At 56.5% G+C, this 14,866-nt stretch carries 17 protein-coding genes; 13 read left to right on the top strand and 4 right to left on the bottom strand.

Annotated features, from left to right (window positions below):
• Window positions 1-15: 15 nt before the first annotated feature.
• From CAP31_RS10510 to hrpA, 7 genes are read left to right on the top strand one after another with little or no spacing between them, the layout of a single operon-like run.
• On the top strand, window positions 16-969 hold the full coding sequence (locus tag CAP31_RS10510; protein ID WP_087447483.1) for a pseudouridine synthase: 954 nt from the start codon (window positions 16-18) through the stop codon (window positions 967-969).
• A gap of 3 nt (window positions 970-972) precedes the next feature.
• Entirely contained in the window at window positions 973-1,377 is a 405-nt protein-coding gene (locus CAP31_RS10505; RefSeq protein ID WP_087447482.1) for a hypothetical protein, read from the top strand.
• Window positions 1,377-1,760, top strand: a complete 384-nt coding sequence (gene crcB, locus CAP31_RS10500) for a fluoride efflux transporter CrcB (protein ID WP_087447481.1) — start codon at window positions 1,377-1,379, stop codon at window positions 1,758-1,760. Before CAP31_RS10505 ends, crcB begins: the two co-directional genes overlap by 1 nt.
• Window positions 1,761-1,762: 2 nt before the next feature.
• On the top strand, window positions 1,763-2,077 hold the full coding sequence (locus CAP31_RS10495) for a DUF190 domain-containing protein (protein ID WP_087447480.1): 315 nt from the start codon (window positions 1,763-1,765) through the stop codon (window positions 2,075-2,077).
• A gap of 10 nt (window positions 2,078-2,087) precedes the next feature.
• Window positions 2,088-2,846 (top strand): sulfite exporter TauE/SafE family protein, encoded by a 759-nt coding sequence (locus CAP31_RS10490; protein ID WP_087447479.1) that lies wholly within the window; start codon window positions 2,088-2,090, stop codon window positions 2,844-2,846.
• A 7-nt stretch (window positions 2,847-2,853) separates the two neighbouring features.
• On the top strand, window positions 2,854-3,513 hold the full coding sequence (locus CAP31_RS10485) for an energy-coupling factor ABC transporter permease (protein ID WP_087447478.1): 660 nt from the start codon (window positions 2,854-2,856) through the stop codon (window positions 3,511-3,513).
• Window positions 3,510-7,238: an ATP-dependent RNA helicase HrpA gene (hrpA, locus tag CAP31_RS10480; protein WP_087447477.1), complete on the top strand. Its 3,729-nt coding sequence runs from the start codon at window positions 3,510-3,512 to the stop codon at window positions 7,236-7,238. Before CAP31_RS10485 ends, hrpA begins: the two co-directional genes overlap by 4 nt.
• Window positions 7,239-7,303: 65 nt before the next feature.
• Here hrpA and CAP31_RS10475 read toward each other — a convergent pair whose 3' ends face one another.
• From CAP31_RS10475 to CAP31_RS10460, 4 genes are all read right to left on the bottom strand, one after another.
• Entirely contained in the window at window positions 7,304-8,299 is a 996-nt protein-coding gene (locus tag CAP31_RS10475; RefSeq protein ID WP_087447476.1) for an OmpA family protein, read from the bottom strand.
• Window positions 8,300-8,472: 173 nt separating this feature from the next.
• Window positions 8,473-9,021, bottom strand: a complete 549-nt coding sequence (gene mog / locus CAP31_RS10470; protein WP_087447475.1) for a molybdopterin adenylyltransferase — start codon at window positions 9,019-9,021, stop codon at window positions 8,473-8,475.
• A gap of 6 nt (window positions 9,022-9,027) precedes the next feature.
• On the bottom strand, window positions 9,028-10,404 hold the full coding sequence (locus tag CAP31_RS10465) for a phosphomannomutase/phosphoglucomutase (protein ID WP_087447474.1): 1,377 nt from the start codon (window positions 10,402-10,404) through the stop codon (window positions 9,028-9,030).
• Window positions 10,405-10,504: 100 nt separating this feature from the next.
• Complete coding sequence (locus CAP31_RS10460) at window positions 10,505-11,476, bottom strand: hydrolase (protein ID WP_087447473.1); 972 nt, start codon at window positions 11,474-11,476, stop codon at window positions 10,505-10,507.
• A 135-nt stretch (window positions 11,477-11,611) separates the two neighbouring features.
• Here CAP31_RS10460 and ruvC point away from each other — a divergent pair, with 135 nt between their 5' ends.
• Genes ruvC through tolQ form a run of 6 tightly spaced genes read left to right on the top strand, consistent with a single transcriptional unit; the run spans window position 11,612 to window position 14,853 of the window.
• Window positions 11,612-12,145, top strand: coding sequence for a crossover junction endodeoxyribonuclease RuvC (ruvC, locus tag CAP31_RS10455; protein ID WP_087447472.1), 534 nt, complete (start codon window positions 11,612-11,614; stop codon window positions 12,143-12,145).
• 4 nt (window positions 12,146-12,149) lie between these two features.
• On the top strand, window positions 12,150-12,734 hold the full coding sequence (ruvA, locus tag CAP31_RS10450) for a Holliday junction branch migration protein RuvA (protein ID WP_087447471.1): 585 nt from the start codon (window positions 12,150-12,152) through the stop codon (window positions 12,732-12,734).
• Entirely contained in the window at window positions 12,731-13,768 is a 1,038-nt protein-coding gene (gene ruvB / locus CAP31_RS10445) for a Holliday junction branch migration DNA helicase RuvB (protein ID WP_087447470.1), read from the top strand. The genes ruvA and ruvB overlap by 4 nt, the downstream gene beginning before the upstream one ends.
• The gene (locus CAP31_RS15320; protein ID WP_369802401.1) at window positions 13,761-13,889 is read left to right on the top strand and encodes a hypothetical protein; all 129 of its coding nucleotides are present in this window, start codon (window positions 13,761-13,763) and stop codon (window positions 13,887-13,889) included. The genes ruvB and CAP31_RS15320 overlap by 8 nt, the downstream gene beginning before the upstream one ends.
• Window positions 13,853-14,158: a YbgC/FadM family acyl-CoA thioesterase gene (locus CAP31_RS10440; protein WP_369802400.1), complete on the top strand. Its 306-nt coding sequence runs from the start codon at window positions 13,853-13,855 to the stop codon at window positions 14,156-14,158. Before CAP31_RS15320 ends, CAP31_RS10440 begins: the two co-directional genes overlap by 37 nt.
• An 11-nt stretch (window positions 14,159-14,169) precedes the next feature.
• Complete coding sequence (gene tolQ, locus CAP31_RS10435; protein WP_087448357.1) at window positions 14,170-14,853, top strand: protein TolQ; 684 nt, start codon at window positions 14,170-14,172, stop codon at window positions 14,851-14,853.
• Window positions 14,854-14,866 lie beyond the last annotated feature (13 nt).

The raw sequence follows: 14,866 nt of genomic DNA, 5'->3' as shown, positions 1-14,866 counted from the left end.
TAACCTGGATAGATTATGCCCGCTTCTCCTATACGCCGTTCGCGTAAACCTGCTGCCACCCTCGCCGAGCCGAAATTTTCCAAAGATATAAAGGCGCCGTTGGGTGAGCGCAGACAGAAGGCAGAAGCGCCGCGCCGTCATGCAGCTGAAGCGCCTGCGGCTGCGCCGGAAGCAAACGAAACACACGCCGGCGCACAAAAGCTGCAGAAAATGCTGGCCGCTGCCGGCCTGGGTTCGCGACGCGAGATGGAAACCTGGATTACTGCAGGGCGTGTGTCGGTCAACGGGATTACAGCCGCTTTGGGCGAGCGCGTCTCGCCGGGTGACAGGGTGCTGGTGGATAAGCGCCCGGTGAAACTGGGTTTTGACGTCGAACTGCCACGTGTGCTGATTTACCACAAGCAGGAAGGCGAAATAGTCAGCCGCGACGATCCCAAAGCGCGTAAAACCGTGTTCGATGCGTTGCCCCGGGTACGTAACGGCAAGTGGGTGGCGATAGGCCGGCTGGATTTCAATACCGAGGGATTGCTGATTTTTACTACCAGTGGCGAACTCGCCAACCGTCTGATGCATCCAAGCTTTGAAGTGGAACGCGAATACACCGTGCGCATCATGGGCGAGTTAAGTCAGGAGCAGATGAAGAGCATGACTGCCGGCATCGAACTGGAAGACGGCATGGCGTATTTTGAACGCATTGCCGAGATGGGCGGCGAAGGCTCGAATCGCTGGTATCAGGTGATCATCAAGGAAGGCCGTAACCGCGAAGTACGGCGTATGTTCGAAAAAATGGGCATGATGGTGAGCCGGCTGATCCGGGTGCGTTTCGGCATGGTGAATCTGCCGCCGCGAGTGAAGCGCGGACAAATGCTGGAGCTGGAATCCTCCCAGGTCGCAGCGATATTGAAATGGGTGGGTTTGCCGGTACCGGAGCAGCTGCCGCAAAACCGTCCGCAGGATAAGAAGCGATAAATCATGCTGGATTTTATTTTCTTTGATGCAGGTATCCGTGATCGCTTCGTCGCGTATCTGAAGAGCCTGCAACTTGCCAGTACAGTCCGGGATGACCATTTCGGCTGGGTGGTTGCGGTGCCGGAAAACCAGCTCACAGATGCGCTGATGCATGAACTGGAAGCGACTTATGACTCCCTGCAGGACGAGCAGATGCGGCTCACTGAGGAGGAAGCGGGCGGGCTGGAAAAACATGTCGCCGGCTTCCGTGTGACTTTGCCCGATGGCCGGACCACGACGGTAGCTGTCTCGCCGGATATCGCCAATCGCCTGATGACGCATTTCAGTCTGGAGGAAATCGATGCCCTGTTTGCTAACCTAGCATCCAGCGCGTTACATCCCAACAACGATCCGATTTGTAAAATGTGATGGGTATTTCAGCTTTTATTGCCATAGGTATAGGTGCGGCGCTTGGTGCATGGCTGCGCTGGGGGCTGGGGCTGTGGTTGAACCCGGTATTTCCGACGCTGCCCATGGGAACCCTGGCCGCAAATCTGCTCGGCGGTTATCTGATCGGCCTTGCCATTGCTTTTTTTGCGCAGCAGCCGGGACTGTCGCCGGAATGGCGGCTGTTGATCATCACCGGTTTTATGGGTGGATTGACTACATTCTCGACTTTTTCGGCCGAAGTGTTTACCTTGTTGTCCCGGCAGCAATTGGGTTGGGGTGCGCTGTCGGTGAGTCTGCATCTGGCCGGTTCGGTAGCGATGACTGCGCTGGGTGTATGGACTTACAAAATGTTGAGGGGTTAATCATGCAGCAAATCTGTTTGCGTTTATATGCTCGTGAGGGACAGCAGCATCATGGACATCTGCTGCCTGACTGGCTGCTGGATAGCGCCCGTCAATTGGGTGTCGCAGGTGGTACGGTATTGCGTGCCAGTGCCGGTTTCGGGCGGCACGGTTTGCATGAGGATACCTTTTTCGAGCTGGGCGGCGAATTGCCGGTGATTGTCGAGCTGGTGCTGACCCAGGCGCAGGTTGATGCCGTACTGGCTTTATGTGCCGACCAGACATTGCAGTTGTTCTATACTCTGACACCAGTGACTGCGGGCATTACCGGTCGTTGATGGGAACCTGATGACCGGTTTTGCTGATCAGTTAGTGTTGTTTGCGGCATCGTTTGCAGCGAACTGGTTCTCGGCTTTATCCGGTGGCGGCGCGGGACTGATACAGTTTCCGATACTGATTTTTCTGGGGCTGCCATTCGCAGTGGCGCTGGCAACGCATAAAGTCGCCAGTGTCGCGCTGGGCCTCGGCGCAACGATGCGCCATCTGAAGAATAACCAGCTCGAACGCCGTTTGTCGCTGATTATTCTGGGTGCGGGTTTACCGGGCGTGGTGTTGGGGGCGAGCGTGATTCTCGTTATTCCTCCCAGGATAGCCATGCTGCTGCTGGGTGTGCTGACCCTCGGTCTGGGCGTTTATTCGGTATTCAAACCCAAACTCGGCATGGAATACGCGCCTCGTCATCAATCCGGCTCCGCTTTGCTGCTCGGTATGCTCGGGCTGTTCGTGGTCGGGTTTCTGAACGGTTCGGTGACCTCGGGTACGGGATTGTTTCTGACCATCTGGCTGATCCGCTATTTCGGACTCGATTACCAGCGTGCGGTCGCTTATACTTTAGTGCTCTGCGGCCTGCTATGGAATGGCACCGGGGCGCTGGTGCTGGGTTATCTCGGGCATATTGCCTGGGGCTGGATGCCTGCATTGCTTGCCGGTTCGATACTCGGCGGTTACCTGGGTAGCCATATCGCCATCAGGAAAGGCAATTTATGGATCAAGCGCTCATTTGAAATCGTGACGATCCTGATTGGTCTGAAATTAATATGGGGGTAAGCATATTGTGAATCTTACGGACAGTTTGTTACCATCAACGCTGGACTGGCTTTGGCTGGTATTTGCGCTGATGCTGGCATGGACGTTACGTTCGACGCCCTGGCTGGTGTTGCGCAAACCCGGCATCTTGAATCTGATGCTGGGCGCTTGTGTACTGGTGCTGGGTTTCTGGCAGATCAAGGCGGGCATACGCCCCGGCTTGAATCTGCATATCCTGGGGGCGACGCTGCTGACGCTGCTATTCGGCCCCTGGTTTGCATTGCTGGGGCTGATGCTGGTGTTATTGCTGACCACTGCCTGGGATGGCGGATGGCACGCTTTTGCGCTCAATGCGTTGTTGATGGGGGTCGTGCCGGTCACGGTGAGCTGGTGGATATACCGCTTTGCGGATCGTTACCTGCCTAATCACCTGTTCATTTATATCTTTATCAATGCTTTCGTGGGGGCCGCTCTGGCTGTCGGACTGACGGGCGTAGCGGCGACACTGGCGCTGACGGAAATCGGCGCTTATGCATTTACCGATTTGGCGCATACCTACCTGCCTTATTTCCTGCTGATGGCGTGGTCGGAAGCGGTGACCACCGGCATGCTGATGACGGTACTGGTGGTATATCGCCCGCAATGGGTGGCGACGTTTGACGATAAACATTATGTAAATAATAAATGACAGAAACCACTACTCCGCCGCGTTACTGGCAACCTTCCGTAATCAACTACCCCGAAGCTCTACCCGTATCAGCACGACATCAGGAAATCATCGCAGCCATACGGCAGCATCAGGCTGTCATCGTCTGCGGTGCGACCGGTTCCGGCAAAACCACGCAGCTGCCGAAAATCTGTCTGCAAGCCGGGCGCGGTCAGCTTGGGCGCATAGCCTGTACTCAGCCGCGGCGTATCGCAGCGCGCACTGTGGCGTCGCGCGTGGCGCAGGAGCTGGGCACGCGGGTGGGCGAAGGCGTCGGCTACAAGGTGCGTTTCAGCGATCAGGTGCGCGCCGACAGTGTGATCAAGGTGCTCACCGACGGCATGCTGCTGGCGGAAACCACCGGCAACCGCGATTTGCGCGAATACGACACCATCATCATTGACGAGGCGCATGAGCGCAGTCTGAATATCGATTTTCTGCTGGGTTATCTGCGCCAGCTCATGGTGCGCAGGCCCGAACTGAAAATCATCATTACCTCCGCGACCATTGACGCCGAGCGTTTCTCCAGGCATTTCAATCAGGCGCCGGTCATCGAAGTGTCGGGACGGACTTACCCGGTGGAAATCCGTTATCGTCCTGTCCTCGCACCCGAGCGGGCCGAGGAGGGGCGGAAAGCTCGCGAAACCGATGAGGAGCGGATCACGCAAGCGATACTGGACGCAACGGATGAACTGGTGCGGCTGGGCGAGGGCGATATTCTGGTATTCCTGCCTGGAGAGCGCGAAATTCGCGATACCGCCGAAGCCTTGCGCAAACACCATCCGCCGCATACCGAGATACTGCCGCTGTTTGCGCGGCTGTCGGTCAAGGAGCAGGAACGCATTTTTCAGCCGACCAACGCCCGCCGTATCGTGCTGGCGACCAACGTCGCGGAAACTTCGCTGACCGTGCCGGGGATACGCTATGTCATCGACCCCGGTTATGCGCGGATATTGCGTTACTCGGCACGCAACAAGGTCGATCAGCTGTTCACCGAGCCGGTGTCGCAGGCTTCCGCCAATCAGCGTTCCGGCCGCTGCGGCCGGGTCGCGGCCGGCGTATGCATCCGTTTGTATGCCGAACAGGAATATGCGGCACGTCCGGAATATACCGATCCGGAAATTCTGCGCACCTCGCTGGCCGGCGTGATCTTGCGCATGTCGGCACTGCGGCTGGGGCAGCCTGCCGATTTCCCGTTTCTGGATGCGCCAGCGCCTCGCCTGATTGCGGACGGCTATCAATTGCTGGAAGAGTTGAACGCGATAGATGCCACCCGGCGTTTGACGGCAATAGGCAAGCAGCTGGCGCGCTTGCCGCTGGATCCGAAAATCGGGCGGGTGTTGCTGGCGGCGCAGCAGTACGGCTGTTTGCGCGAGGCATTGATCCTGTGCGCGGCGTTGTCGGTGCAGGATCCGCGCGAGCGTCCGGCAGCGCAGGCAGGTGCAGCGGATGACCGCCATCGCGCGTTTGCCGACGAGACTTCCGATTTCGCCGGCCTGCTTAAATTATGGGAATTCTATGACGAAGCGCTTCGGCATAAAAAATCCAACCGCAAGTTGCAGGAAACCTGCCGCGAGCATTTTCTCAATCCTACCCGCTTAAGGGAGTGGCGCGAGGTGCATGGGCAACTGGCGGCCACCGCATCCGAACTCGGTCTGGCCGAGAATGCCGGGCCGGCCAATTACGAAGCCATTCATAAGGCCCTGCTGACCGGCTTTCTCGGCAATATCGGCGTGAAAATGGACGAAGGGGGTTTCCAGGGTGCCCGCGGCATCAGGTTTTTTGTGCACCCTGGTTCGGCACTGGCGAAGAAGCCGCCGAAATGGGTAATGGCGGCCGAGCTGATCGAGACCACGCGACTGTATGCGCGCACGGCGGCAAAAATAGAGCCGGAATGGCTGGAAAGCATCGCCGCGCACCTGCTGAAACGCAATTATTTCGACCCGCACTGGCAGAAGAAAACTGCGCAGGTAAGCGCCTTTGAGCAAGTGCAACTGTTCGGCCTGATTATTATTCCGCGCCGCAGCGTGCATTACGGCGCCATCGATCCGGTCGAGAGCCGCCGTATTTTCATTCGTTCCGCACTGGTGGCGGGCGAATTCGACACCCGTGCGGCATTTTCCGCGCATAACCAGCAATTGCTCAACGAAGTCAGTGCGCTGGAGCACAAGGCGCGGCGCCAGGATGTGCTGGTGGACGAAGAACGGCTGTTCGCGTTCTTCGATGCGCGCATACCGGCGGATATCGTCAACGGCAGCGGTTTCGAGCGCTGGAGGCGCGAGGCGGAGCGGGCAAACCCGCGCCTGCTGTATTTAAGCCGTGACGATGTGATGCGGCATGACGCCGGTAGCATTACCGAAGACTGGTTTCCGCAGACCCTGCAGTGGGACGGTCTGAGCCTGCCGCTGCAATACCGTTTCGAGCCGGGGCATGTGCTGGACGGGGTGACGGTAACGGTGCCGCTGGCATTGCTGAACGCCTTGCCTGCATGGCGTTTCGACTGGCTGGTGCCGGGTATGCTGCGGGAAAAGCTGGGCTGGTATGTGAAGGCGCTGCCCAAGCATTTGCGCCGTGTGTTCGTGCCGGTGCCGGATACGGTCACTGCCGCCATGTCGGCACTGACTGCGAACTCGGCATTGACCGAAGCGCTGGCCGCCTGGCTGGCGAAACGCAGCGGTCTGAAAATTGCGGCCAGTGACTGGCATGATGCACCGCCGCTGCATTTGCAGATGAATTTCCGTGTAGTCGATGAGCGTGGACAGGAACTGGCGATGGGCCGGGATTTGCAGGCTTTGCGCCAGCAACTGGGCGAAGCGGCGCAGCTGACCTTCAGTGCGCCGGATAACACCTTTGAGCAAACTGGATTCAAGCGCTGGGATTTCGGCGATGTGCCGGAATCGTTGCCGTTTACCCGCGCCGGTCAGTCCGTCACCGGTTATCCTGCGATTATCGACGAGCAGGACAGCGTGGCTTTGCGCCTGCTGGATACACCTGCCGCGGCGGAACGCGCCCACCGGCACGGGGTGGTGCGGCTGTGCCGGTTGCATCTGATCGAACAGTTCAGGTATCTGGAAAAGAACATCCCCGATTTTACGCGGCTGGCATTGGCCTATCGGCAGTTCGGCGATGCCGACGATCTGCGCGAAGCCCTGCTTGCTGCCATCGCCGAACGAGCGTGCCTGGGTGATGATCCGTTGCCGCGTACCGCTGCCCAATTCGATGCGCAACTCGTCAGGGCGCGGGCGCGTATCAAACCGGTTGCCGATGCGTTGACGCGTATCATCGCGCAGGTGCTGACGCTGTATCAACAGTTGGCGCCCAGGCTCAAAACGCCATGGCCGCATGTAACCAAAGACGTGGCAGGGCAATTGCATCAGCTGGTTTATCCTGGGTTTGTCACGACGACGCCGTGGTTGCGCCTGCAGCATCTGCCGCGTTATCTGCAAGGCGTGCAGCAGCGTCTGGACAAGTTGCCGGACCGGTTGGCGCAGGATCAGCAGCATACGGCGACGCTGGCTGCATTGACCGCGCAATGGCAGGCGCGTGAGCTGAAACATCGCAAGGCAGGTGTGGACGATCCGCAACTGCAGGAGTTTCGCTGGCAGCTGGAAGAACTGCGCATTTCGCTGTTCGCGCAAAGCCTGAAAACGCCGCAGCCAGTCTCAGTCAAGCGCCTGCAGAAAATGTGGGAGTCGGTGCAGGGATAGTTGTTTTTTCAGACAATAAAAAAGCCGCAGTAAGCTGCGGCTTTTTTATTTGGTACGGGTGCTGCTTAGTTCATGATTTCAATTTCTACGCGACGGTTTTCTGCGCGGCCAGCTTTGGTCTTGTTGCTGGCGATAGGCTTGGTCTCGCCATAACCTTTGGTGGTCATGCGGTCAGCCGCGATACCTTTGGACTCCATGTATTTCTTCACGGTCATGGCACGCTTTTCAGACAGCTTCATATTGTATTTGGCTGAACCGATGCTGTCGGTATGACCGGAAATCTCAACATTGATATCCGGGTACTGAGTGAGAGCTTTGACGTTTTCATCAAGTTTTGCCTTGCCGGCAGGGCGCAAGGTGGCTTTGTTGAAATCGAAATTGGTACCTTCCAGGATGATCTTGGTGTGAGCTTCCGGACGCGCAACTTCAGGAGCTGGAGCCGGAGCTGGTTCCGGTGCCGGAGCTGGTGCTGCTACAGGTTCCGGAGCCGGTGCTGGGGCAGGTTCTGGTGCAACAGGTGCTGCGCCCAATGGAATGACCAGACCTGCGCTGACTATCCAGTCGCCCGGATTGATGGTCGGGGTATAACCGACATTGTCGGTGTAACGATAACGCACATCGGAACGGAAGCCGACGCCGTTAAACATTTTCATGAAACCGATACCGGCGTTGGCTGCGAAGTTGGTTTCATTTACATTGGAAGCACGGCTATTCAAACCGCCGATACCTGCAACCAGGTAAGGAGCGAAGTCAGGATTGCGGTTAAAGAAATATAACGCATCGACGCTCAGGCCGGTGTTGTCCAGTGTGCCTGTTCTGCCGGTCACGTTGGTGCTATGCGATGCGTAGTTGGCATTCAATTCTAGGTTGAAGCTTTCGGAAACCGGTTTGCCCAGCGCAATGCCGAAACCAATCGCGTCATCTACGCCCCAGTCATTATCTGTGAAAGTATAATTAACGTTGGGAGCAAGGTAAGGGCGGGTATCCATGTCTGCAGCGGCAGCCTGGCCAGCCATGATGGCGCAAGAAATTGCAACCAGATTACGTAAGGTACGGGACATATTATTCTCCTTTGGTTTATAAAAATTCGTTGTCAACTATACGCCTGCCAACATAAAGACTTTATCATGATAAATCCACTGGTTATGTGCGCTACCGCACGTAATGGATTTGGCATGATAAATTGAAAAATGAGAATACCACCATTGAAATTGGAGGGGATAGTAATTGTTCATCAATTTGTTGCTTTTTTGCTACTTTTGGGCCGGAAAACCTGGATTATTTCCGGACGAGTTTCCAGATAGGCGCCACCTATCAAATCGATGCAATAAGGTATGGCTGAAAACACACCATCAAGGGTTTCTGCGATCGCTTTGGGTTGTCCTGGCAGGTTGATAATCAGGCTGTTGCCGCGCACCACACCTACCTGACGAGAGAGAATGGCAGTAGGTACGTATTTCAGGCTCACGGCACGCATGGCTTCACCGAATCCGGGCATGACCTTGTCGGCCACGGCCAGGGTGGCTTCCGGTGTGACGTCGCGGGGTGCGGGGCCTGTGCCGCCAGTCGTGAGTATCAGGTCGCAACGGTGGGTATCCGCCAGGACTTTTAGCGTTTCTTCAATAAGAGGCTGTTCGTCAGGTATCAGCCGTGTTTCAAATTCGCATTGATTGATCAATGCATTTTGCAGCCAGCTTTGTAACGCTGGGATACCTTTGTCTTCATATACGCCGGTGGATGCGCGGTCGGAGATGGAGACGATACCTATGTGTGCAATATCCATGATTTATTAAAAAGGCAAGGTTAAATCGGGGGCCGCTTCAGTGAATACGCGCCTGAAATCGGCCTGTATGCGCCCTAACCCGTCCTGCGTATCCGCTTCGAAACGCAAGACGATGACCGGCGTTGTATTGGATGGGCGGGCCAGACCGAAGCCGTCAGCGTATTCGACACGCAAGCCGTCCAGCTTGATGATGTTTTCGGCACCGGTAAAGGTCGCACTGGTTTTCAGCTTGTCCATGAGTTTGTAATGCTCGCCTTCGGCCATGAGAATATTGAGCTCCGGAGTGTTCACCGTATCGGGCAAGCTGTGCAGCGTGGTGTTGATGTCGGCCTGTTTGCTCAGGTATTCCAGTAATCGCGCGCCGGCGTACAGGCCGTCGTCGAAACCATACCAGCGTTCCTTGAAGAAGACATGGCCGGACATTTCGCCTGCCAGCAAGGCGCCGGTTTCTTTCATTTTGGATTTGATGAAACTGTGACCGGTTTTCCATAATAACGGACGTCCGCCGCGGGCCCGGATCCATGGAAATAGATTGCGGGTGGATTTTACATCAAAGATGATCTCGGCATTCGGGTTTCTGCTCAGGACATCATCGGCAAACAGCATGAGCTGACGATCTGGGAAAATAATGGTGCCATCCTTGGTGACCACGCCTAATCTGTCGCCGTCGCCGTCGAAGGCCAGGCCGATTTCAGCATCGCTGGTTTTAAGACGTGCAATCAGGTCAATCAGATTGGCGGGCTGGGAAGGGTCCGGATGGTGGTTGGGGAAATTGCCGTCAACCTCGCAGAACATCTCCTCGACGGTGCAGCCCAACCGGCGGTACAGTTCAGGGCCGAAAGCCCCGGGCACGCCATTGCCGGCATCGACGATGATTTTCATGGGGCGGGCCAGCCTGATGTCGTTGGTGATGCGATCCAGATATTCCGGCGCAATGTCGTGCTGGCTATAAGTGCCGTTGCCATGTGCGAGGTCATTGTTTTCCAGCCGTTTGCGCAGATTCTGGATCGTGTCGCCGGACAGGGTCTCGCCGCCCAGAACCATTTTAAGTCCATTGTAATCGGGGGGATTATGCGAGCCGGTGACCATGACTGCCGAATTGGTGTTGAGCTGATATGCGGCAAAATAGGTCATGGGTGTTGCAACCATGCCGATGTCGATAACGTTGATCCCCGCTTTCTGGATGCCGCGGGCCAGTGCTGCTGCCAGCTCGGGGCCTGACAATCGACCATCACGGCCGATGCAGATGGCGCTCTGGTTGCGGGCAACCGCTTCCGAGCCGATGGCGTGACCAATGGCTTCGACGATTTCCGGGGTGAGGGTTTTGCCCACGATGCCGCGTACGTCGTAGGCCTTGAAGATTTCCTGAGGTAGGTTTTGCATGGAGATTCCCCTGATTGATTGATACATCTCGAATTCGCTTGCAGCTTAAAGCGCTATTATGACGATAAGCATACCTGCAACCGGTTTGTCGGACAAGTTCTTACATGTTGCGTTCCAGATAATGAAGAACATATTTGGGAAGCCAGTTAACATGTCCGGGAAAAGCCCCGCTATGGAAACCGACATGACCGCCTTGTTCCGGGTAATTGAGCGTGACGGCGGGCGACACCTCGTTCTGCTCGGGCAAGGCGCTAGCCGGCAGGAAAGGGTCGTTTTTGGCGTTGATGATCAGAGTGGGGATCGTAATACGGAGCAAGCCCGGCTTGCTGGACGCGGTGCGCCAGTATTCTTCGGCATCGCGATAACCATGTAACGGCGCGGTTACCACATCGTCGAATTCGCGCAAGGTAGTGGCGGCACGCACGCGAGCAGCATCGAACAGGTTGGGGAATTTTTCGAGTTTTTGCAAGGCGGTCTGTTTTAATGTGATCAGGAAATGCCGGGTATAAAACAACTGGTTAAAGCCGCGGTCAAGCGCATTGCCCGCGGCAGTAAGGTCAAGCGGCGCTGAAATGCCAGCGGCTGCCTGAATGATGCCATTGGCTGCAGCAGCCTGTTCGCCCAGCCATTTCAAGAGCGCGTTGCCGCCGAGAGAGACGCCGACAGCGTAAATCGTGGACGCTGTTTCCTGATCGCGCAGCCGGCGCAGTACGTAGTTGATTTCAGCGCTGTCGCCGGCGAAATAGGCACGCGGCAGGCGATTGGGTTCACCTGAGCAACCACGAAAATGGACGACGACCCCGCGCCATCCACGTTGTTTGATTTGCTGCATCAGCGCCAGTGAATAAAATCCGTGCGAGTTGCCTTCCAGTCCGTGGAACAGCACGACCAGCGGCTGATCGAGCGGGTTATCTACCCAGTCCAGATCCAGAAAGTCGCCGTCGGGCAGCTCCCAGCGTTCGCGGCGGTAATGTAGTTTGGGTCTGGCAGCAAAGAAATAGGGGTAAAGTGTTTGTAAATTACCTCCCGGTAACCATGTCGGGGCTATATATTCGTGGTTTGGGCTAGGCATCGCGAGTCTGGTTGAGCATGACGAGCGGTTAGTATAGCAAAAGTGCCAAAAAATCAGCAGGAATGAGACGGGACGGGTAAAATAGCATAGAGATGGCGAATCCGCTTGGCCGCAAGGGGTGACTGTGATTAAGGAATGGTTTTGACGATACGGATTCTGGGCATAGACCCGGGTTTGCGTGTAACCGGATTCGGCGTGCTGGAAAAAATCGGCAATCGCCTGGTGTACGTGACGAGCGGTTGTATCCGGAGCGGCGAGGGCGAATTGCCGCAACGCCTGAAAGTGATACTGGCAGGTCTGGGTGAAGTGATCGCCGTTAATCAGCCTCAGCAAGTGGCGATAGAAAAGGTATTTGTCAACGTAAACCCGCAATCGACTCTGCTGCTTGGGCAGGCGCGCGGCGCGGCGATATGCGCGGCGGTACTGCATGACTTGCCGGTGGCCGAATACACGGCACTGCAGGTCAAGCAATCGGTAGTGGGCAACGGTCACGCAGCCAAGGACCAGGTGCAGGAAATGGTCAAGCGGCTGTTGAATCTGCCTGGCGTTCCCAGCCCTGATGCGGCTGATGCGCTGGCGTGTGCGATATGTCACGCGCATGGTGGACAGGGTCTGGGTGCGTTGGCGACGGCCGGATATCGTATGAAGAATGGACGACTGATAGGATGATGCAATGATAGGCAGGATAACGGGATTGCTGATTGAGAAACATCCGCCACAGGTGGTCGTCGAAGCGGCGGGGGTGGGCTATGAGATCGATGTGCCGATGAGCACGTTTTACCATCTTCCCGCATTGGGCGAACGTATCGCACTGCATACCCATCTGGTGGTGCGCGAGGACGCGCAACTGCTTTACGGTTTTGGCAGCGAGGCCGAGCGAGCGAGTTTCCGTCAGCTGATTAAAATTAGCGGTGTCGGGGCCAAAATGGCGTTGGCAGTATTGTCCGGCCTGAGCGCAGCGGAGCTGGCACAGGCTGTAGTGATGCAGGATGTGGGGCTATTGACCAGAATACCGGGAATAGGCAAGAAAACTGCAGAGCGCCTGCTGCTGGAACTGAAAGGCAAGATCGCCGATGCGCCGCCTGCCGGCGCAGGAAACGCCGGCAACGCGTCCGGAAACGTCAATGCCGATGTGCTTAACGCCTTGCTGGCATTGGGTTATAACGAACGTGAGGCAGGCAATGCGGTGCGTCAGATTGCCGTCAGCGAAAGTGTGGAAGATGGCATCCGCCTGGCTTTGAAATGGTTGTCCAAATGATAGAGACCGATCGTTTGATAGCACCTGCTGCCAGTAGTGTAGTTGAAGAACAGATAGAGCGCGCATTGCGCCCCAAGCAGTTATCCGAATACGTGGGGCAGGAAAAAGCGCGCGGGCAGCTGTCGATTTTCATTGAAGCGGCGCGCAAGCGGAGTGAATCGCTGGATCATGTGTTGTTATTCGGCCCGCCCGGCCTGGGTAAAACCACGCTGGCGCATATCGTAGCGCGCGAAATGGGGGTTAATCTGCGTCAGACTTCCGGGCCGGTACTGGAACGTGCGGGTGATCTGGCGGCTTTGCTGACCAATCTTGAACCAAATGACGTACTGTTTATCGATGAGATTCATCGGCTGAGCCCGGTGGTAGAGGAAATACTCTACCCTGCGCTTGAGGATTTTCAGCTTGATATCATGATAGGCGAAGGCCCCGCAGCCCGCTCTGTCAAGCTGGATTTGCCGCCTTTTACACTGGTGGGTGCAACTACTCGGGCAGGTATGCTGACTAACCCGTTGCGCGATCGTTTCGGGATCGTGGCGCGGCTGGAATTTTACACGGCGGAAGAGCTCACCCGTATCGTGACGCGTTCCGCGCAATTGCTGGAAATGAGCATCGCGGACGAAGGCGCCTTTGAAATCGCGCGGCGTTCGCGCGGCACGCCGCGGATTGCCAACCGGTTATTGCGCCGGGTGCGCGACTATGCAGAAGTGCGCGCCGATGGCCGGGTAACACGGACAGTTGCCGATGAAGCGTTGCAGATGCTGGATATCGATCATGCCGGACTGGATGTGATGGACAGGAAGCTGCTAAGTGCGGTGCTGGAAAAATTTGATGGCGGCCCGGTCGGGCTGGATAATCTGGCTGCTGCAATCGGCGAATCGCGCGATACCATCGAGGATGTGCTGGAACCGTATTTGATTCAGCAAGGTTATTTGCAGCGCACCCCCCGCGGCCGTATGGCGACGCTGATGTCATACCGGCATTTCGGGCTGAATGCGCCGGGCAAGGTGGACTTGTGGGATGAACGCGATGCCTGAATTGGAATTTATCTGGCAGGTGCGGGTCTATTATGAGGACACCGATGCGGCGGGTGTGGTTTATTACGCCAACTATCTGAATTCATGGAACGGGCGCGCACCGAATGGCTACGGGCATTAGGGGTGGAACAAACCGTATTGCGCGAGGAAACGGGCGTCGTGTTCGTGGTGCGGCACGTGACCGTCGACTATCTCAAGCCGGCGCGATTCAACGATTTGCTGACGGTGCTGACGCGGATTAAACGGTTGGGCGAGGCGCGTATCCGTTTTGCGCAAACCCTGCAGTGCAATGGCGTGCTGGCGACAAGTGAAATCGAGGTGGTGTGTGTCAATGCGCTGACATTTAAGCCGGTTAGAATACCCGAACATATTTTGCAACTTTTGGAATAAATACAGTGGATATAGGTGTAAATCAGGATTTGTCGATGCTGGCCTTGCTTGCCAGCGCGAGTTTGACAGTCAAGTTGATAATGGGGTTGCTGCTCTTCGCTTCATTCATGTCATGGTGGTATATCTTTCTGAAGATGTTCGCTGTGAAGCGTGCGGCCCGAATGGCGCAAGCGTTCGAGCAGGAATTCTGGAACGGTGCCGACTTGAACCAGATGTATCAGCGCATATCGCGCGACCATGACCAGTGCGGCGAACTGGAACGCATTTTTGAAGCCGGTTTCCGCGAGTTCATGAAACTGAAGAGCCAGCCGGGAACCGATGCGACGATGATGATCGAAAGCGCCCGGCGCGCGATGCGGGCATCTTATCAGCGCGAGATGGATGAGCTCGAGTCGCATTTGTCGTTTCTGGCAACCGTGGGTTCGGTCAGTCCGTATGTCGGTTTGTTCGGCACCGTGTGGGGCATCATGAACGCGTTCCGCGGCCTGGCTAACGTTGCGCAGGCCACGCTGGCGCATGTGGCGCCAGGTATTGCAGAAGCGTTGATTGCGACGGCGATGGGCCTGTTCGCTGCCATTCCGGCGGTAATCGCCTATAACCGCTATACCTACGATATCGATCGCCTGGCGAACCGCTTCGAGAGCTTCATGGAAGAGTTTTCCAACATCCTGCAACGACAAGCGCATAAGAAATGAACGCCCGTCGTCC

Origin of the sequence: Sulfuriferula sp. AH1 (genome assembly GCF_002162035.1) — a bacterium.
In the GTDB taxonomy this organism is placed as follows: Bacteria; Pseudomonadota; Gammaproteobacteria; order Burkholderiales; family Sulfuriferulaceae; genus Sulfuriferula.
This window is presented reverse-complemented; position numbering and strand designations above follow the sequence as displayed.